Origin of the sequence: Streptomyces sp. URMC 126, assembly GCF_051386555.1 — a bacterium.
Classification (GTDB): Bacteria; Actinomycetota; Actinomycetes; order Streptomycetales; family Streptomycetaceae; genus Streptomyces.
In genome coordinates this window covers 1-18,119 of sequence record NZ_JBPQTX010000015.1, presented here as the reverse complement: position 1 = coordinate 18,119, position 18,119 = coordinate 1, and the positions used below count along the sequence as shown (strand labels likewise).

General features: G+C 73.6%; 18 protein-coding genes. 5 read left to right on the top strand and 13 right to left on the bottom strand.

What is annotated here, in order from left to right; genetic code table 11:
- Positions 1-240: 240 nt before the first annotated feature.
- Complete coding sequence (locus ACSNOK_RS03580; RefSeq protein WP_436779061.1) at positions 241-990, top strand: DUF461 domain-containing protein; 750 nt, start codon at positions 241-243, stop codon at positions 988-990.
- Between the two features lie 47 nt (positions 991-1,037).
- Here the strand turns inward: ACSNOK_RS03580 and ACSNOK_RS03575 are convergent, their stop codons facing one another.
- Together ACSNOK_RS03575 and ACSNOK_RS03570 are read right to left on the bottom strand one after the other, a co-directional pair.
- Entirely contained in the window at positions 1,038-1,718 is a 681-nt protein-coding gene (locus ACSNOK_RS03575; RefSeq protein ID WP_185941562.1) for a response regulator transcription factor, read from the bottom strand.
- 88 nt (positions 1,719-1,806) lie between these two features.
- A complete protein-coding gene (locus ACSNOK_RS03570) occupies positions 1,807-3,066 on the bottom strand; it encodes a sensor histidine kinase (protein WP_436779060.1) in 1,260 nt (419 codons plus the stop codon).
- A 206-nt stretch (positions 3,067-3,272) separates the two neighbouring features.
- Between ACSNOK_RS03570 and phoU the strand changes: the two genes are divergently transcribed.
- Together phoU and ACSNOK_RS03560 are read left to right on the top strand one after the other, a co-directional pair.
- A complete protein-coding gene (phoU, locus tag ACSNOK_RS03565) occupies positions 3,273-3,962 on the top strand; it encodes a phosphate signaling complex protein PhoU (RefSeq protein ID WP_436779059.1) in 690 nt (229 codons plus the stop codon).
- 132 nt (positions 3,963-4,094) lie between these two features.
- Positions 4,095-4,220: a hypothetical protein gene (locus ACSNOK_RS03560; protein WP_436779058.1), complete on the top strand. Its 126-nt coding sequence runs from the start codon at positions 4,095-4,097 to the stop codon at positions 4,218-4,220.
- A gap of 85 nt (positions 4,221-4,305) precedes the next feature.
- Here ACSNOK_RS03560 and ACSNOK_RS03555 read toward each other — a convergent pair whose 3' ends face one another.
- A complete protein-coding gene (locus tag ACSNOK_RS03555; protein WP_436779057.1) occupies positions 4,306-5,067 on the bottom strand; it encodes a phosphoglyceromutase in 762 nt (253 codons plus the stop codon).
- Positions 5,068-5,230: 163 nt separating this feature from the next.
- Here ACSNOK_RS03555 and ACSNOK_RS03550 point away from each other — a divergent pair, with 163 nt between their 5' ends.
- A complete protein-coding gene (locus ACSNOK_RS03550) occupies positions 5,231-6,499 on the top strand; it encodes an MDR family MFS transporter (protein ID WP_436779056.1) in 1,269 nt (422 codons plus the stop codon).
- A 7-nt stretch (positions 6,500-6,506) separates the two neighbouring features.
- Here the strand turns inward: ACSNOK_RS03550 and ACSNOK_RS03545 are convergent, their stop codons facing one another.
- Positions 6,507-7,034, bottom strand: coding sequence for a YbjN domain-containing protein (locus ACSNOK_RS03545; protein ID WP_436779055.1), 528 nt, complete (start codon positions 7,032-7,034; stop codon positions 6,507-6,509).
- Entirely contained in the window at positions 7,027-8,394 is a 1,368-nt protein-coding gene (gene mshA, locus ACSNOK_RS03540) for a D-inositol-3-phosphate glycosyltransferase (RefSeq protein WP_436779054.1), read from the bottom strand. The genes ACSNOK_RS03545 and mshA overlap by 8 nt, the downstream gene beginning before the upstream one ends.
- A gap of 150 nt (positions 8,395-8,544) precedes the next feature.
- Between mshA and ACSNOK_RS03535 the strand changes: the two genes are divergently transcribed.
- Entirely contained in the window at positions 8,545-9,360 is an 816-nt protein-coding gene (locus ACSNOK_RS03535) for a class I SAM-dependent methyltransferase (RefSeq protein WP_436779053.1), read from the top strand.
- Between the two features lie 216 nt (positions 9,361-9,576).
- Here the strand turns inward: ACSNOK_RS03535 and ACSNOK_RS03530 are convergent, their stop codons facing one another.
- The 8 genes from ACSNOK_RS03530 to ACSNOK_RS03495 form a co-directional block, all read right to left on the bottom strand.
- A complete protein-coding gene (locus ACSNOK_RS03530; RefSeq protein WP_436779052.1) occupies positions 9,577-10,017 on the bottom strand; it encodes an NUDIX hydrolase in 441 nt (146 codons plus the stop codon).
- The gene (locus ACSNOK_RS03525; RefSeq protein ID WP_436779051.1) at positions 10,014-11,276 is read right to left on the bottom strand and encodes a CHAD domain-containing protein; all 1,263 of its coding nucleotides are present in this window, start codon (positions 11,274-11,276) and stop codon (positions 10,014-10,016) included. Before ACSNOK_RS03525 ends, ACSNOK_RS03530 begins: the two co-directional genes overlap by 4 nt.
- Positions 11,257-13,662, bottom strand: a complete 2,406-nt coding sequence (locus ACSNOK_RS03520) for an RNA degradosome polyphosphate kinase (RefSeq protein ID WP_436779050.1) — start codon at positions 13,660-13,662, stop codon at positions 11,257-11,259. Before ACSNOK_RS03520 ends, ACSNOK_RS03525 begins: the two co-directional genes overlap by 20 nt.
- A gap of 240 nt (positions 13,663-13,902) precedes the next feature.
- Entirely contained in the window at positions 13,903-14,928 is a 1,026-nt protein-coding gene (locus ACSNOK_RS03515; protein ID WP_436779049.1) for an ABC transporter permease, read from the bottom strand.
- Positions 14,925-15,860 (bottom strand): ABC transporter ATP-binding protein, encoded by a 936-nt coding sequence (locus ACSNOK_RS03510; RefSeq protein WP_436779048.1) that lies wholly within the window; start codon positions 15,858-15,860, stop codon positions 14,925-14,927. The genes ACSNOK_RS03515 and ACSNOK_RS03510 overlap by 4 nt, the downstream gene beginning before the upstream one ends.
- Entirely contained in the window at positions 15,857-16,369 is a 513-nt protein-coding gene (locus tag ACSNOK_RS03505) for a GntR family transcriptional regulator (RefSeq protein WP_436779047.1), read from the bottom strand. The genes ACSNOK_RS03510 and ACSNOK_RS03505 overlap by 4 nt, the downstream gene beginning before the upstream one ends.
- Before the next feature lie 172 nt (positions 16,370-16,541).
- Positions 16,542-17,474 carry a mycothiol synthase gene (mshD, locus tag ACSNOK_RS03500; protein ID WP_436779046.1) on the bottom strand — a complete coding sequence of 311 codons (933 nt, stop codon included), beginning with the start codon at positions 17,472-17,474 and terminating at the stop codon, positions 16,542-16,544.
- A gap of 54 nt (positions 17,475-17,528) precedes the next feature.
- A partial coding sequence (locus tag ACSNOK_RS03495) for a hypothetical protein (RefSeq protein ID WP_436779045.1) occupies positions 17,529-18,119 on the bottom strand: 591 nt, incomplete at its 5' end.

Sequence of the window (18,119 nt, the reverse complement as noted above, 5' to 3'; positions counted from 1 at the left end):
TTCCGCGCGCGCATTACGGAATTGATCAAGCCGAACTTGATCAATTCCGTAACTCACTCTCCTCACCACTCACATTCCTTACCGATAATCCACCGGACGGCTCCTCGGATAAGCCGGTGGTAGGACGCCTCGCGGCCGAGTGGACCTTGAGGGGCGGGTCGGGTGCGGGGCCCGCGCGACGGCTCGGTAACCTAAGCGCGCTGACACACCTCTTACTTCGTCCAAGGAGATGCCGCCGCCGTGAGCAGCAGCCTTCGACGCGGCGCTCTCGCCGCCACCGTCCTCGCGCTCTCGATCGTCTCGCTCTCCGCCTGCGCGGCGGGCAACGACGCGGGGACGCTGCAGGTCAAGCCGGACAACGCCGCCGCCTCCGTCGGTGCCATCAAGCTCCAGAACGTCAACGTGGTCACCCAGCCGGGCCAGACCGCCACCGGTCCGGCCGTGATCACGGGCCAGGTGTTCAACAACGGTGACGAGGACCAGTCGCTGACCGCCGTCAAGCTGCCCGGCAAGAACGTCACGGTGCAGCTCACCGGCGCCAAGGGCAGCGGCCCGGTGGTCGTCCCGGCCGGGGGCTCGGTGACGCTGGGCGGCAAGGGCAACGCCTCCGCCGTCCTGCCGAACGGCCGCGAGAGCCTGAAGGACGGCGCGCAGCAGCAGCTGTCCTTCGTCTTCAGCCGCACCGGTGACGTGCGGGTCGGCGCGTTCGTCGTCCCGGCCACGAGCTACTTCAAGGACTGGGGTCCCAGCGAGGCCCCGCAGGCCTCCGGCTCCCCGCAGCCGGGCAAGCCGGGCGGCGGCAAGCAGGGCAAGCCGGGCGCGACCGCCCCGGTCTCCGGCGGCGCCTCCGCGCCGGCCTCCGACAAGGCCGGGGACAAGGCCGGGGACAAGGCCAAGAAGGACGGAAAGCCGGAGAGCGGCGACAAGAACGACAAGGCCAAGGGCGACAAGAACCGCCAGACGCCCGCCGCGCCCGACACCGAGCGCTGACGCTCCTCGCGCGGATGTGGCCGGGGCCCGGACGGTGCGGGCGCGGTCTACGGCTCGAACTTGTAGCCGAGACCGCGCACCGTCACCAGGTAGCGCGGGGCGCCCGGATCCGGCTCGATCTTGGCGCGCAGCCGCTTGACGTGGACGTCGAGCGTCTTGGTGTCGCCCACGTAGTCCGCGCCCCACACCCGGTCGATGAGCTGCATCCGGGTCAGCACCCGTCCGGCGTTCCGCAGCAGCATCTCCAGCAGGTCGAACTCCTTCAGCGGCAGGTCGACCTTGCCGCCGGCGACGGTGACGACGTGCCGGTCGACGTCCATCCGCACCGGGCCGGCCTCCAGGGCGGCGGGCGCGACCTCCTCGGGCTCTCCCCTGCGGCGCAGCACCGCGCGGATGCGGGCGACCAGCTCGCGGGAGGAGAAGGGCTTGGTGACGTAGTCGTCGGCCCCTATCTCCAGGCCCACGACCTTGTCGATCTCGCTGTCCTTCGCGGTGACCATGATGACGGGCACGTTGGAGCGTCCCCGCAGCTGCCGGCAGACCTCGGTGCCGGGCAGGCCCGGCAGCATCAGGTCGAGCAGGACGAGATCGGCGCCGTTGCGCTCGAACTCCTCCAGGCCCTCGGGGCCGGTGGCCGCGATGGCGACCTCGAACCCCTCCTTGCGCAGCATGTAGGACAACGCGTCGCTGAAGGACTCTTCGTCCTCGACGACGAGCACTCGGGTCACGGGGCGACCTCCGGTCGGATCTCGTTCTGGCGGTGCGGGCGGAAGGAGAGCATGGGGCCGGCGACGGGGCACGTGGGGCGCGGGTGACTCACCGGAGCGTCTCCGGGGTGGCGAGCCCGGCGTCGAGGCGGCCCCGGGCACCGGCCGCGGCCGGCGGATCGTCGGCGCCGGCCCGGTGCATCCGGAGCCGGTCGCGGCCGACGCCCGCCTCCGGCAGGCGGAGCGTGAAGGTGGACCCCTGGCCCTCGGCGCTCCAGACCGTGACCTCGCCGCCGTGCGACGCGGCCACGTGCTTGACGATCGACAGGCCGAGGCCGGTGCCGCCGGTGGCCCGGGAGCGGGCGGGGTCGACCCGGTAGAAGCGCTCGAAGACCCGCTCGCGGTCCTTCTCCGATATGCCGATGCCCTGGTCGGTGACGGCGATCTCGATCAGGTCGCCCCCGGGGGCGGCGACCCGGCGGGCGGCGATGCCCACTCTGGTGCGGGCGGGACTGTAGTTCACGGCGTTCTCGACGAGGTTGCCGAGCGCAGCGGCGAGCTGCCCCCGGTTGCCCCAGACGTGCAGGCCGGCGGCGCCGCCCGAGGCCATGGTGATCTGCTTGGTGCCGGCCTGGTGGCGGCAGCGGTCGACGGCCTCGGCGACGAGCTCGTCCACCCGGACGGGCTCGGCGTCCTCCAGGGGGTCGTCGTTCTGCACCCGGGAGAGGTCGATCAGCTCCTGGACCAGGTTGGTCAGCCGGGTGGCCTCGATCTGCATCCGGCCGGCGAAGCGGGTGACCGCCTCGGGGTCGTCGCTGGCGTCCATCACGGCCTCGGAGAGCAGCGACAGCGCGCCGACCGGGGTCTTGAGCTCATGGCTGACGTTGGCGACGAAGTCCCGGCGGACGGCCTCGATGCGGCGGGCCTCGGTGAGGTCCTCGACCAGCAGCAGCACCAGGCGGGAGCCCAGCGGCGCCACCCGGGCGGAGACCGCGAGGGCCTCCCCGCGGCCCGTGCCGCGGCGCGGCAGATCCAGCTCGACCTGGCGTATCTCCCCGTCCCGCCGGGTGTCGCGAGCCATCTGGAGCATCGCGTCCACGGCGAGCCGGCCGCCGCGCACCAGGCCCAGGGCGTACGCCGCCGAGCTGGCCTTGACGACGGCGTCGCCCTCGTCGAGCACGACGGCCGAGGACCGCAGCACGGAGAGGACCGTGTCGACGCCGGGCGGCAGGACCGCGTCGGTGTGCAGCGAGCTGCGGCTGGGGCGCGCCTGATCCCGCTCGCTCCAGCGGAACGCCAGCATGGCGATCACGCCGGTGCACAGGCCGGCGAGGGCTGCCGCTGCGGCGACCGCCGCGTCCACGTTCATGCCTCCAGGTTATGTGGGGGCACCGACAGCCCCACAGCGAAATGGGGGGCGTCTCGAACACACGTTGCCGAGAGTTCACCTTGAGGTCGGCGGTGGTTCACTCCGGGGGTCGACACCCGTCGCGTTCCGGCCGGATCGTGGTACCGGGACGGCCGATCCGGCGGGTTCCCCGGCCGTCGCACCACTCGAAGCGAGAGAAGGACACGATGCGGGACGCGTACCACGAGGAGCTGGACTCGATAGGCGACGGGCTGGTCGAAATGGCCCGGCTCGTCGGCTCCGCCATAGGGCGTGCCACGACGGCGATCCTGGACGCGGACCTCAAGCTCGCGGAGGCCGTGATCGCCGGGGACGGCAAGGTGGACGACCTCCAGCGGGACCTGGAGGCGCGGGCCATCGCGCTGCTGGCCCGGCAGCAGCCGGTCGCCACGGACCTGCGGATCGTGGTGACGTCGCTGCGGATGAGCGCCGACCTGGAGCGTTCGGGCGACCTCGCGCAGCACGTCGCGAAGCTCGCCCGGCTGCGCTTCCCGGAGACGGCGGTCCCGCGCGACCTGCACTCCACGGTGCTGGAGATGGGCCAGCTCGCCCAGCGGCTGATGGCCAAGGCCGGCGAGGTGCTGATCACCAAGGACGTCGACCTGGCGCTCCAGCTGGAGCAGGACGACGACGCCATGGACCTGCTGCACCGCGCCCTCTTCCAGCACCTGATGGACGACCGCTGGCAGCACGGCATCGAGACGGCCGTGGACGTGACCCTGCTCGGCCGCTACTACGAGCGGTTCGCCGACCACGCCGTCTCCGTCGCCAAGCGCGTCGTCTACCTCGTCACCGGGGAGCACGCGGACGAGCTCGGCCAGACGGCGAGCGCCCCCGGCGCGAGCGAGACACCGTGATACCCCGCGTGCGCCCGTGCGCTCCCCGGCGCTCCCGGTGCGCCCGCACACTCGTACACCCTGCGCATTGACGGCCGGTGTGCGATGAGCGTTGAGTGGGGTGTGGCAGACCACCCATCGAGGAGGTACCGCATGACCGGTTCCCCAGACCGTGTGACGCCCGCAGCACCCGCGATGAGCGGTTGCAACTGCGGTCCCGGCTGCCAGTGCGGCTGCCAGAGCGGCGGCTCCTGCAACTGCGGCGGCGGCTGCGGCTGACACACCTCATCCACGTCACTCACGGGAAGGGCCCCCGAGCGGCCGACGCCGCTCCGGGGGCCCTTGCCCGTACCGGGCCGGTGTCCTACTTCTTCTTGCCCTGGTTCTTCACGGCCTCGATCGCGGCCTTCGCGGCCTCCGGGTCGAGGTAGGTGCCGCCGGGGACGACCGGGCGGAAGTCGGCGTCCAGCTCGTAGGCGAGCGGGATGCCGGTGGGGATGTTCAGGCCCGCGATGTCGGCGTCGGAGATGCCGTCCAGGTGCTTGACCAGGGCGCGCAGCGAGTTGCCGTGGGCGGCGACCAGGACGGTGCGGCCGGCCAGCAGGTCCGGGACGATGCCGTCGTACCAGTACGGCAGCATGCGGACGACGACGTCCTTGAGGCACTCGGTGCGGGGGCGCAGCTCCGGGGGGATGGAGGCGTAGCGCGGGTCGTCGCTCTGGGAGAACTCGGCGCCGTCCTCCAGGACGGGCGGCGGGGTGTCGTACGAGCGGCGCCAGAGCATGAACTGCTCCTCGCCGAACTCGGCCAGGGTCTGGGCCTTGTCCTTGCCCTGGAGGGCGCCGTAGTGGCGCTCGTTCAGCCGCCAGGAGCGGTGGACGGGGATCCAGTGGCGGTCGGCCGCCTCCAGGGCCAGCTGCGCGGTGCGGATGGCGCGCTTCTGGAGGGAGGTGTGGACCACGTCAGGGAGCAGGCCGGCGTCCTTGAGCAGTTCTCCGCCGCGGACGGCCTCCTTCTCGCCCTTCTCGTTCAGGTTGACGTCCACCCAGCCGGTGAACAGGTTCTTCGCGTTCCACTCGCTCTCGCCGTGGCGGAGGAGGATGAGCTTGTACGGTGCGTCGGCCATGCCCTTGAGCGTAATCGACGGGGCGGGGACGCCGCTCCCGGCGTGCCTCCCGGGACGTTTGACGCACCCCGTCAATTGAATGGCGTGCCCACGCCAGGCGCTCGTAACGTGCGGACCATCGGACCGGCACTTACCGACAGGGGGCGGACGCGTGATGGGGCGCATGGGCAGGGCGGCGCGGGACAGTGTGGCGGGGCTCCCCCGCGCGTTCTGGTGGCTGTGGGTCTCCACCCTGGTCAACCGGCTGGGTTCGTTCGTCTCCACGTTCCTGGCCATCTACCTGACGCTGGAACGCGGCTACTCCGCCTTCTTCGCCGGGCTCGTCGCCGCCCTGCACGGGCTCGGCGGGGTGATCGCCTCGGTCGGCGCGGGGGTGATGACCGACCGGCTCGGGCGGCGGCCCACACTGATGGCCGCCCAGGTGTCGACGGCCGCCTCGGTGGCGCTGCTCGGCTTCGTGCACGATCCGATGTGGATCGCGGGCGCGGCGTTCCTGGTGGGGCTGGCGAGCAACGCGTCCCGGCCCGCCGTCACCGCGATGATGGCCGACATCGTCCGGCCCGAGGACCGGCTCCGGGCCTATTCGATCAACTACTGGGCGATCAACCTCGGCTTCGCGATCTCCTCCACGGCGGCCGGCTTCGTCGCCGAGTACAGCTACCTGGCCGGCTTCCTCGGGGAGGCCGCGATCACGCTGGCCTGCGCCCTCCTGTGCTACTTCACGCTCCCCGAGTCGCGGCCCGAGCCGGCCGCGCCGTCGGACGCCGGCGGCGCGCCCGCCGTGGGGCTGGGCACGGTGCTGCGGGACGGGCGGTTCATGGGCGTCACCGGCCTCGCCTTCCTGGTGGCGCTGATCTTCACGCAGAGCTCGGTGGCACTGCCGGTGGCCATGGGCCGGGCGGGGCTCTCCACCCATGACTACGGGATGGTCATGGCCGTCAACGGCGTCATGATCGTCGCCTTGCAGATCCCGGTGACCCGCCTCATCGAACGCCGCGACCCCCGGCTGCTGCTGGTCTTCTCCGCCCTGCTCGCCGGCTACGGCTTCGGGCTGACGGCGTTCGCCGGTTCGGTCGGCTTCTTCGCGGTGACCATCGCCGTCTGGACGCTCGCCGAGATCGTCAACGCCCCCACCCAGTCCGGCATGGTCGTGCGCTTCTCGCCGCTCCACGCGCGGGGCCGCTACCAGGGCGTGTTCTCGCTCTCCTGGACCCTGTCGTCCCTGGTCGCGCCGCTGACGGGCGGCGCCGTCATCGAGGAGTTCGGCGCCGGCGCGCTCTGGGCCGGGTGCGCGGTGATCGGCACGTTCGCCGCGGCCGGCTACTGGCTGCTCACCCGGAACCTGCCGGAGGAGGGCGCCATGGACACGGTGTACGCCGCGGGCGGCGGGAGCCGGGAAAAGCGCTCGGCCCCCGCGCCGCAGGAGGCTTGACGCCCCGTCAGGACGACGGTGCGTCGGGCCCGCCGCGCCCCTCGCCCGTCAGCCGGCCGAACGCCTCCAGGTTGCGCGTGGACTCGCCCCGCGCGGTGCGCCACGCGTACTCCTTGCGGATCGCGCTCGCGAACCCCATCTCCAGCAGGGTGTTGAAGCTGCCGTCGGCGTTCTCCAGCACCACGCCGAGGATCCGGTCGACCTCCTCCGGCGTGACGGCGGCCAGCGGCAGCCGGCCGACGAGGTAGACGTCGCCGAGATGGTCGACGGCGTAGGCGACCCCGTACAGCCGGGTGTTGCGCTCCAGCAGCCAGCGGTGCACCGCCTCGTGGTTCTCGTCGGGGCGGCGCACGACGAAGGCGTTGACGGAGAGGGAGTGGTTGCCGACGACCAGCGACACGGTCGTCGACAGCTTCCGCGTTCCGGGCAGCTTCACGACGTACGTGCCGTCGGACGGGCTCTCCCACTCCAGCCCGGCCTCGCCGAGCGTCCGCTCGATGACCGTCTTCGCGTCGGACATGCGCTGATCAGACATGTGCCGAGCGTAGGCGACGCCGCCGCTCGCCGATCGCCTCGGTGTACACCGCGGCCGTGGCGGCGGCGGCCGTGTCCCAGCCGAACGACCGGGCGTGTGCCGCCGCCGCGGCGCCCATCGTGGCCGCGAGCTCCGGGGCGTCCGCGAAACGTTCCAGCGCCCGCGCGTAGTCGGCGGGGTCATGGCCGTCGACCAGGAAGCCGCTGGTCCCGTGCCGGACCGCCACCGGCAGGCCGCCCACCGCCGCCGCGACGACCGGCGTGCCGCACGCCTGCGCCTCCACCGCCACCAGGCCGAACGACTCGCTGTGCGAGGGCATGACCAGCACGGACGCCGCCCGGTACCAGTCCGCGAGCCGCTCCTGGTCGACCGGCGGGCGGAACCTGACCACGTCGGCGATGCCCAGCCGGGCGGCCAGCTTGTGGAGCTCCTCCGGCTTCGCCATGCCGCTGCCGCTCGGCCCGCCGACCACCGGCACGACCATCCGCGACCGCAGCGCGGGACGCCGGTCCAGCAGCTCGGCCACCGCGCGCAGCAGCACGTCCGGCGCCTTCAGCGGCTGGATCCGGCCCGCGAACAGCGGAACCAGCGCGTCCTGCGGCAGCCCGAGCCGCTCCCGGGCCGCGGCCCGGCCGTCGGCCTCCCGGAACCGCTCCAGATTGACGCCGGGATGCACGACGGCGACCTTGTCGGGGGCCGCGTCGTAGTGCCGGACGAGCTCCTCGGCCTCCCCCTCCGTGTTGGCGATCAGCCGGTCGGCCGCCCGGACGATCTGCGTCTCGCCGATCACCCGGGCCTGCGGCTCCGGGGTGTCCCCCTCGGCCAGCGCCGCGTTCTTCACCTTGGCCATCGTGTGCATCGCGTGCACCAGCGGCACGCCCCAGCGGTCGGCCGCCAGCCAGCCGACGTGGCCGGACAGCCAGTAGTGCGAGTGCACGAGGTCGTAGTAGCCCGGTCTGTGGCCCGCCCACGCCTGCGTCACCCCGTGCGTGAAGGCGCACAGCTGGGCCGGCAGCTCCTCCTTCGCCAGCCCCTCGTACGGACCCGCGTCGACGTGCCGGACGAGGACGCCGGGCGCCAGCTCCACGGCGGGCGGCAGCTGACCGGTGGTCGCCCGGGTGAAGACCTCCACCTCGATGCCGAGCGCGGCCAGGCGCTTGGCGAGCTCGACAATGTAGACGTTCATGCCGCCCGCGTCGCCCGTGCCGGGCTGGTGCAGCGGCGAGGTGTGGACGCTGAGCATCGCGACGCGGCGCGGCAGCCGGCCCTGCGCGCGGCGCAGGAACTGCTGCGACCGGGCGAAGGGGCTGCCCTGCGTACGGGTACGGCGCGTGCCGCGCCGGGGTGCGTACTGGCTCACCGTTCGGGTCCTCCGTCCGCCTGGGGGGCGTGCGTACGTCAGGGGTCAACCCTTCGAACACGGGGCCGGGGATTCCCCTTCCCTCCTTTACCAAAGAGTGATGCGGCCCTCACGGTCCGGTGCCGTACCGGAACCGCTTACGCTCGGTGCATGGCCGCCGTCCGCCCCTCCCCCGCCCCGCAGCACCGCCCCGTCGGGACGGCGACCCGCGGCACGACCAATCCGAACCGGTTGCGCCGGATGGACCGCTGGATCACCGCCGCCCACGCCTCCGCGCTGCGCCGCGCCGCCGACCCCGTCGCCGTCGACCTCGGCTACGGGGCCGCCCCCTGGACCGCCGTCGAGCTGCTGGAGCGGCTGCGCCGGGTACGCGCCGACGCGCGGGTGGTCGGCGTCGAGATCGACCCGGCCCGGGTGGCCGCCGCCGTGCCGTACGAGCGCGACGGGCTGACCTTCGCCCACGGCGGCTTCGAGGTGCCCCTCGCGGCCGGGCGGCGCCCGTTGATCATCCGGGCGGCGAACGTGCTGCGGCAGTACGACGAGGCTTCCGTCGCCGCCGTCTGGGAGCGGCTGTGCGCCCGGCTCGACCCCGACGGCCTCCTCGTCGAGGGCACCTGCGACGAGATCGGCCGCCGGCACGTGTGGGTCGCGCTCGGCCCGGAGGGGCCGCGCACGGTCACCTTCGCGACACGGCTCGGGTCGCTCGGCACGCCGTCGGACCTGGCGGAACGGCTGCCCAAGGCGCTCATCCACCGGAATGTGCCGGGGGAACCCGTGCACGCTTTCCTGCGGGACTTCGACCGGGCTTGGGCCGCCGCCGCTCCCTACGCTTCGCTGGGGGCCCGGCAGCGGTGGATACGGGCGGTGTCCGGCCTGGCCGGGGACTGGCCGCTCGCGGACGGGCCTCGGCGGTGGCGGCAGGGGGAGGTCACGGTGCGGTGGGAGGCGGTGGCCCCTCGGGGGTAGGCGCGCCCCGGTCCCACCCCTTCGCCGCTTCCTGGGGCTGCGCCCCAGACCCCCTTTTCGCGGCTTCGCCGCTCGTCCTCAAACGCCGGACGGGCTGAAATTTCGCGCCCGGGCGCCGTACTCAGCCCGTCCGGCGTTTGAGGACAGCGCCCGCAGGGCGCTTCGGGGGTGGGGGGGCTCGCCCCCGCGAGAAACGGTGAAAGGGCGGGGCCGGGGCTACCCCTCCCCCAGCGCGGCCAGGAGCGCATCCACCAGCCCCCGGTCCCGCTCGTGCGTCAACCTCCGCCGTGCCTCCTCCGGCGACAACCACGCCAGCCGATCGACCTCACGATTGGGAACGAAGGTGCCGGAGACAGGCAGGCCCGCCCAGTAGCGGACCTCCTTAAGACGCCCGTCCGCGACCGGGTAGCGGGAGGTCGGGAGGGCCGGGCCCAGGACACAGTCCAGTCCCGTCTCCTCGCGGACCTCACGGAGCGCTCCGGACCGCGCGTCCTCGCCGCGCCTGAGCTTGCCCTTCGGGAAGGACCAGTCGAGGTACTTCGGCCGGTGGACGAGCGCGAGCTCGACGCCGCCGCCCGGTCCGCGCCGCCAGAGGACGCAGCCGGCGGCGCGGACGACCGCGTCCTCCGACCCGGCCTCCGGCCGTATCGGCTTCACCGCGCCACCCCCATCCGCTGCCAGGCCCGGCCGAAGGCGAAGCGCGCCGCCTCCACCTCGTACCGCTGGTCCGCGTGGAGCACCCCCAGGGCGTACGCCGTGGCCGGGGCGATGCGCGGGGTACGGGCGGCGGCCGCGGCGTAGGCGGCGGCCTCGGCCGCGTCGCGGTGCCGGTCGAGGGCTTGGCCGGCGTTCAACAGCCGCACGGTGAGGCCGGGTTCGATCTCCGTCTGGTGCTGCTCGTCGAGCACCTCCTGTGCGTACCGGCGCAGCCGCACCAGCAGCCGCACCTGGTGCCAGGGGGCGTCCTGGCGGCTCTCGGCGGCCGGGACGCCCGCGTCGGCGAGGCCGTGGGACAGCGCCTCGGCGTTGTAGGGCAGGCCGGCGGCGGCGAGCGGCAGCGTGCCGACCGCTTCCAGGAGGAGCCGGTGGCTCTGTTCGGCCAGCAGCGGCAGGGCGTCCTGGGCCGGCAGGTCGTGGGCGGACGGGTCGAGCGGCGGGTCGGTCGACAGGACGGCGACGGCGTCCGCGACCGCGTGGAAGCGCGCCGAGCCCAGGGCCTGGAGGGCCGCCGAGTGGGCGCGCGTCCGGGCCAGCGTGAGCTGGCGTTCGAGCAGTGCTCCGGCGCGCGCGGCGCCCACGGCGGGCGCCGCGGCGCTCCCCGCCTCGGCCGCGCCGGACAGCCGGTGCAACGCGCCCCGCAGCCGGGCCAGCCGGGCCGCGCAGGCGTACTCGCGTCCCAGCGTCTCGGTCAGCCAGGCGAGTTCGGACCGGAACTGGTCGGTCCAGGGCACTTCGGCCAGCGGGCGGAAAACGTGGAGCGTCCCCGAGATACGGCGGGCGGCGCCGCGCAGCAGCCGGACGGCCTCGGCCGCCTCCTCGGCCGCGCCCCCGGCGCCGTGCCCGCTGTCCCCGTGCAGCCGCAGGCCGCGCAGGAACTCCGTCGCCTGCTGGTGCAGATAGCGGGCGAGCACGTCGGCGGCGCTGCCCGTGCCGTGCGGCGGGCGGCCGGTGTCCGGCGCCCGGCGTGTCGGGGGCGTCCGGGGCGGCTGGTGTGTCCGGGGCGTCTGAGGTGTCCGGGACGGCTCGGGTGACCGCCCGGCGCCGGGCGGCGCGACGGCCGTGGTCGTCGCCGTGTCCGCCCTGTTCGCCGTCGGGTCCGCCCTGTCCGTCGTCGCGTCGGCCCTGTTCGCCGTCGAGTCGGTCCGCCCCCCGGCCGCGGTGAGGGCGCCCGGGATGTCACGGGGTCGCTGTGCCACGCCGGCGCCTCCGGGCGTCGATGAGGATTTCCTGGACGTTGCGCAGCGGCCGGCCGTCGGCGTCGGTCGCGCGCCGGGTCCAGCCGCCGTCCGGGCCGAGGTGCCAGGACGCGGTCCGGTCGGACATGCCGAGTTCCAGCAGCCGGCTGAGCGAGGCGCGGTGCGCGGGGTCGGTGACCCGGACGAGCGTCTCGATACGCCGGTCGAGATTGCGGTGCATCATGTCGGCGCTTCCCAGCCAGACTTCGGGCTCGCCGCCGTTCGCGAAGGCGAAGACACGGGAGTGTTCCAGGAACCGTCCGAGGACGCTGCGCACCCTGATGTTCTCCGACAGGCCGGGCACACCGGGCCGCAGCGCGCAGATCCCGCGCACCCACACGTCCACCGGGACGCCCGCGCGCGAGGCGCGGTACAGGGCGTCGATCACCGTCTCGTCCACCATCGCGTTGACCTTGACGCGGATGGAGGCGGGCCGTCCGTCCCGGCGGTGGGCGATCTCCCGGGAGATGCGCGCCACCAGGCCGTCGCGGAGCGAGCGGGGGGCGACCAGGAGCCGCCGGTAGGTCTGCCGGCGGGAGTAGCCGGACAGCCGGTTGAAGAGGTCGGAGAGGTCGGCACCCACCTGCGGGTCGGCGGTGAGCAGGCCCAGATCCTCGTAGAGCCGGGCGGTCTTGGGGTGGTAATTGCCGGTTCCCACATGGGAATAGCGGCGGAGGGTGTCGCCCTCCTGCCGGACCACCAGGGACAGCTTGCAGTGCGTCTTGAGCCCGACGAGCCCGTAGACGACGTGGCAGCCGGCCTCCTCCAGCTTCCGCGCCCATTTGATGTTCGCCTGCTCGTCGAAACGCGCCTTGATCTCGACCAGGACGAGGACCTGCTTCCCGGACTCCGCGGCGTCTATCAGCGCGTCGACGATCGGGGAGTCACCGGACGTCCGGTAGAGCGTCTGCTTGATGGCGAGGACGTCCGGGTCGGCCGCCGCCTGTTCGAGGAAGGACTGGACGGAGGTGGAGAACGAGTCGTACGGATGGTGGAGCAGCACGTCCCGCTCGCGCAGGGCGGCGAACACGTCGGGCGCCGTCGCCGACTCCACCTCGGCCAGGTCCCGATGGGTCCCGGCGACGAACTTGGGGTACTTCAGCTCCGGCCGGTCCAGCGCCGCGATATGGGACAGGGCGGTGAGGTCGAGCGGGCCCGGCAGGGGATAGACCTCCGCGTCGGAGATCTTCAGCTCGCGGATCAGCAGGTCCAGGACGTACGGGTCGATGGACTCCTCGACCTCCAGCCGCACGGGCGGGCCGAAGCGGCGGCGCATGAGCTCCTTCTCCAGCGCCTGGAGCAGGTTCTCCGCGTCGTCCTCCTCGACCTCCAGGTCCTCGTTGCGCGTCACCCGGAACATGTGGTGCCCCAGCACCTCCATCCCCGGGAACAACTCCTCCAGATGCGCCGCGATCACGTCCTCCAGCGGCACGTACCGCTGCGGCGACGCCTCCAGGAACCGGGACAGCAGCGGCGGAACCTTCACCCGCGCGAAGTGCTCGTGCCCGCTGACCGGGTTGCGGACGACCACGGCGAGGTTGAGCGAGAGCCCGGAGATGTACGGGAAGGGGTGCGCCGGGTCGACGGCGAGCGGGGTGAGGACGGGGAAGATCTGCCGGCGGAAGAGGGTGAAGAGGCGGGACTGCTCCTTCTCGGTCAGCTCCGGCCAGCGGATCAGGTGGATGCCCCGCTCGGCCAGCTCGGGGGCGACGTCCTGCTGGTAGCAGGCGGCGTGCCGGGCCATGAGCTCGCGGGAGCGGGTCCAGATCAGCTCCAGCACCTCGCGCGGCTGGAGGCCGGACGCGGAGCGGGTGGCGACGCCGGTGGCGATGCGGCGCTTGAGGCCGGCGACGCGGACCATGAAGAACTCGTCGAGGTTGCTCGCGAAGATCGCCAGGAAGTTGGCGCGCTCCAGCAGCGGGGTGGCAGGGTCCTCGGCCAGTTCCAGGACGCGTTCGTTGAACGCCAGCCAGCTCCGTTCGCGGTCCAGGAAGCGGTTCTCCGGCAGCGGCTCGCCGTCCCGGGCGGGGTCCTCCTCGCGGTCGTCGTAGCCGTCGGCGTAGTCGATGCCGGCGGCATCCGCGCCGGCCGCCTCGGCGTAGCGGGCGGGGTCGTGCCCCTGCCCGTCGTAGCCGTGCCCGGGCCCGTCACCGCCGCCGTAGCCGTCATAGCCGTCGAGGTCGGCGTCCAGGTCGGGTTCCGGTTCCGGGACGTCCGGGGCGGCCGGGCCCGGCCCGTGCGCGGCGGTCAGGAAGCCGACGGGGCGCGCGGCCGCGTACCGGTCGCCGGACGGCCGCTCGTCTTCCCCGTCCTCCCGGGGGCACGAGAACGCCGGAGGGTCTGCCATGCCCTCATTGTTCCGCTCGTCCGGGAGGGCGGGCACGGCGGAGACCGCGGTTCCGCGTGGCCTGCGTTGTCGTGCGTGGGGGGCGACCGGCTGCATTCCGCAAGACTGGCAACCGCTGTTGAATCACGGGTAACGCCCACATGGCGTGCGGGAAACCCGAGAGCCTCTCGGGGGTGACCGGAGGATTCCGGGTGGTGAGCCGGGGTTCCTGATGGGCCGGCCCGAGGGCGGCCATCGCCGCTACGGCACCGAGTGCCGTACCCAGCGCACCGCCGCCCAGGCCGCGAGCGCCGCTAGGGCCGTGAGGATGCCCGCCTCCAGCCACGCCAGGGGCCAGTGGTGCGCCGGGGAATGGAGGTCGAGGTACCAGCGGTCGGCGTCGTGCGCGGCGAGGCAGCGCTCGGGGGAGACCCCGATGCCGCAGACGTCATCCGGCAGACTTTCACCCGAACGGGTGAGGAGGCCGCGTCCCAGGACCCACGTTCCGTCGCTCGGGTACCCGGGCATGCTCAGCGAGACCGCCCGCGTGCGCGGCCACAGATAGGGCCGGACGAAGCCGAGCGCGAACCGCACCAGCCCGTACCCCACCAGGGTCAGGACCATCGCCGCCACCGTGCGCCGGGTCACCAGCGCGGCCAGCGCGCCGAGCGCGACCCCGCACAGGGCGCCGGCGACCGGCACCGGGCCGAGCATCCCGAACGAGTCGTACCAGCGCTGGCCGGGCAGCAGCTCCGGGGGAACGGCCGTCCAGCACCAGGTGTAGAGCGCCGACATCAGCGACACCCCGACGAGCACCAGCACCACGGGCACGGCGAGTTTGGCCGCGAGCCAGCAAGCCGGGGTGCCGGACTGCGTCCAGGCCAGCCGCCACGTACCGCTCTCCAGCTCCCGGGCGACCATCGGCCCCGCTGTGAACAGGCCCGCCAACAGCGGCACATACTGCACGACCAGCCCGTTGAAGTGCAGCGCGTCCCCGTACCCGGCCTGGAAGTCGGCGGCCGGCGACCAGCGTTCGGCGCATTCCGGTCCGCCGTCCGCGCACAGGTCGCGCAGCGTCCGGACGTCCGCGTTGTGGCGCAGCATCAGGCCGAGGAGCGCCAGTTGCCCGAGGTAGAGCAGCAGGAGTCCCGCCAAAGTGATCAGCGTGGCCCGGTGCTGGCGCAGGACGAGCCAGACGAACCCGCGCGGCCGCAGCCGGTCCCGGCGGCTCACCGGCGGGGTGGCGGTGGGATCGGACGGGGGTACGGGCGTCAGGGTGGCGGTCACGCGGCGGCCCTCCCGGACCGGGGCTCGGCGCTCGGGGTGAGCAGGGGCGGCACTTCGGGGGCGCGGAGGTGGGCGAGGAGCAGGTCCTCCAGGGTGGGCTCCGAGATCTGCCACTCCCCCGCGACCGGCCCTTCCGGCCGGAGGACGGCGGTGAGCTGCCGGCCCGTGATCCGCGACGAGACGACCGTGTGCGCCCCGAACGCCCGGGGCGGCTCCGGGCCCTCGTGGCGGCCCACGACGACGCGGTGGACGCCGATCAGGTCCTCGACCTCGCCCGCCAGCCGGATCCGGCCGTCGCCGAGCAGCAGCAGGTAGTCGCAGACGCCGTCGAGTTCGGACAGGACGTGGGAGGCCAGCACGATGGTGGTGGCGTGTTCGGCGGCCTCGGCCATCAGGGCCGCGGTGATCTCGTGTCGCACCAGCGGGTCGAGGTCGGCCATCGGTTCGTCCAGCAACAGCAGGTCGGGGCGCTTGCCGAAGGCCAGGGCCAGCGCGACGCGGGTGCGCTGGCCGCCGGAGAGGGCGCCGACGCGGGCGTGCGCCGGCAGGTTCCCCTCCCGGACGAGCCGCTCCGCCGCCGCCTGGTCCCAGCGGTCCGGGTTGAGCTCGCGGCCCATGCGCAGGGTGTCGGCCACCGTGAACTGCGGGTACAGCGGCTTGTCCTGAGGCAGGTACGCCACCCTGGGCCGCGTCCCGGCGCCGCCCGCCGGCCCGCCCAGCACCTCCAGCCGGCCCGACTGCGGCCGCCGCAGCCCCGCGACGACGGACAGCAGGGTGGACTTGCCGGCGCCGTTGGGTCCGACGAGCGCGCAGACCCGCCCCGTGGGCACCCGGAACGAGCAGTCCCGCAAGGCCTGGGTACGCCGCTGCTTCACCCCCAGCCCGACCGCCTCGATGGCGGTTCCGCCGGGGACATAGGTCAGGTCGGTCATCCGGTCCCCTCGTCGGCGCGGGCGGTGCGGGTCGTGGTGACGGGTGTGAGGGGTGTGGTGGTCGTGTCCGGCGCCGGGGATCCGGCTTCCGGCCCGGCCGCCACGGCCCGTTCCTCGCCGGGCGGTACGCCGTCGAAGCACGCCTCCAGCACGGACGTCATCAGGGCGGCGACGTCGGCACGGCCGAGCCCGGCCGCACGGGCCCGCTCGGCCCAGCCGGCCAGCTCGACGCCGAGCGGCGAGTCCGTGGCGGCGCCCGGCCGGGCCAGGGAGCGCCGGACGAACGTCCCGAGCCCGGGGCGCGCCTCGACCAGGCCCGCGCGGTCGAGTTCGCGGTACGCCTTCAGCACCGTGTTCGGGTTGATGGCGGTGGCCGCGACGACCTCGCGGGCGGTGGGGAGCTGGTCGCCGGGCATCAGCAGGCCCAGCCGCAGCGCCTGTTCGACCTGCCGGGCGATCTGCACGTAGGGAGCGACGCCGCTGCGGCGGTCGATGCGGAACTCGACCACGCCCTCACCCTGCTTCCACTCGACGGCCGGCCCGCCCCACACGGGGGTGGGGCGGTTCCACCAATTACCTAGTGAAAGCAGGATGACGGCACTCCGCTTCCTCCGTCAACACGCCTGCGGATGTACACCCCACCCGTCCGCATACCCGTCCGCGTACGCGTCCGACGCGCGGTCAGGACTCCGTGCGGTACATCAGATCCGTCTCGTGGACCGTGAACCCCAGCCGCTCGTACACCGACACGGCCGCGGCGTTGTCCGCGTCCACGTACAGCATCGCCGTCGGCAGGCCCGCCGCCGCGAGGTGCCGAAGGCCGATGGTGGTGAGGGCCTTGCCGAGTCCGCCGCCCTGGGCCCCGGGGCGGATGCCGACGACGTACACCTCACCGAGCCGTTCCTCGGCGTGCACCTTCGTCCAGTGGAAGCCGACGATCGCGCCGTCGCGCTCGGCGAGGAAGAAGCCCTCCGGGTCGAACCAGCTCTCGGCCTTGCGATCGTCCAGGTCGCGCTGGGTGAGCGAGCCCTGTTCCGGGTGGTGGGCGAACGCCTCGGCGTTGACGGCGAGCCACTCCGCGTCGTCGGCGCCGGGACGGAAGGTCCGGACGGTGACACCCTCGGGCAGCCGGGGCTCGGGGAGGTCGAGGTCGTCCAGCGGACGCCGCATCTGCCGCAACTCGCGGAACAGGCTCATCCCCAGCACCTGCGCGAGATGCCGTGCGGCCGGATGACCGCCGTGTGCCCACACGCGCAGCCGCTTCCCGGACTCTCTCAGCAGCGCGTTGCCCAGCGCCCGGCCGTGACCGCGTCCCCGGTACGCCGGGTGCACGACGAGCTCGCCGGCGGGCGCCTCGACGGGATCGGTGTCCTCCAGCTGCGCGTACCCGGCGAGAGCCTCCACGCCGTCCGTCACGTCGTGCAGCAACAGATGCCGTACGCCCGGCCGGCCCCCCTTCAGCTGGAGCCGGCCCTGCTCGGAGACGGCGTGCCGGCCGTCGGCCGCCGCGGCCTCCGCGATCAGCCGGAGCACGTCCCGCGCGCACTCGGGCGTCGGCTCGTCCAGCACCTCGACGCGGCGCCGCCCGCTCTCGTCGTTCCACTCGTCAGTCATGGCCCCGAGCCTATGCCGCGGCCGGAAGCGGGCCCGGGCGGCGTCCGCTCCCGGTCAGTGCCGGCTGTTGAGGTAGCCGATGGCGGTGGCGCCCCACCAGCCGAGTTGTGAGAGCAGGACGGTGGCGGCGCAGCGGAGGGTCAGCGTCCGGGACGCGGGCGCCCGTCCGGCGGCGACGGCGTCCAGACGCGGCTGGAGCGCCCGGGCGTGGAGACCGTTGAGGGCCACGAGGAGGACGAGGCCGAGTTTGACGCGCGTGAGCGGGGAGCCGGGGTCGGGGTGGAGCAGGACGCCCGTCCCGACGAGACCGGCCAGCCCCAGCCAGACCGGCAGATGGACCGCGCCCGCCGTGCGCAGGACCTCCGGCAGCGCCTTGCGGCCCGTCAGCCACAGCAGACCCAGCCAGTCGACGGTGAGCACGGCCCCGAAGCCGATGAGGAGCGAGGCGAGGTGGACGAAGAGCGCGATGTCGTGGAGGAGCGGGTCGGTGCGCAGGTGGACGGCGGTCCAGACCGCCGCGGCCCAGAGGGCGCAGAGGCCCACCGCGGCGGCGGAGTGGAGGACGGGCCGGGTGACGAGAGGAGCGGGACCGGCCGGGGCGGACACGTGGGCTTCCTTCGGGGGCTTCGACGGGCGGGGATGGAG

What these genes read in the sequence shown, in the direction of transcription:
- phoU (WP_436779059.1), top strand. Translation starts at nt 3,273, where the DNA reads ATGCGGGACGCGTACCACGAGGAGCTGGACTCGATAGGCGACGGGCTG.
- ACSNOK_RS03560 (WP_436779058.1), top strand. Translation starts at nt 4,095, where the DNA reads ATGACCGGTTCCCCAGACCGTGTGACGCCCGCAGCACCCGCGATGAGC.
- ACSNOK_RS03555 (WP_436779057.1), bottom strand. Translation starts at nt 5,067, where the DNA reads ATGGCCGACGCACCGTACAAGCTCATCCTCCTCCGCCACGGCGAGAGC.
- ACSNOK_RS03520 (WP_436779050.1), bottom strand. Translation starts at nt 13,662, where the DNA reads ATGGCAGACCCTCCGGCGTTCTCGTGCCCCCGGGAGGACGGGGAAGAC.
- mshD (WP_436779046.1), bottom strand. Translation starts at nt 17,474, where the DNA reads ATGACTGACGAGTGGAACGACGAGAGCGGGCGGCGCCGCGTCGAGGTG.
- ACSNOK_RS03550 (WP_436779056.1), top strand. Translation starts at nt 5,231, where the DNA reads ATGGGCAGGGCGGCGCGGGACAGTGTGGCGGGGCTCCCCCGCGCGTTC.
- ACSNOK_RS03535 (WP_436779053.1), top strand. Translation starts at nt 8,545, where the DNA reads ATGGCCGCCGTCCGCCCCTCCCCCGCCCCGCAGCACCGCCCCGTCGGG.
- ACSNOK_RS03510 (WP_436779048.1), bottom strand. Translation starts at nt 15,860, where the DNA reads ATGACCGACCTGACCTATGTCCCCGGCGGAACCGCCATCGAGGCGGTC.
- ACSNOK_RS03570 (WP_436779060.1), bottom strand. Translation starts at nt 3,066, where the DNA reads ATGAACGTGGACGCGGCGGTCGCCGCAGCGGCAGCCCTCGCCGGCCTG.
- ACSNOK_RS03545 (WP_436779055.1), bottom strand. Translation starts at nt 7,034, where the DNA reads ATGTCTGATCAGCGCATGTCCGACGCGAAGACGGTCATCGAGCGGACG.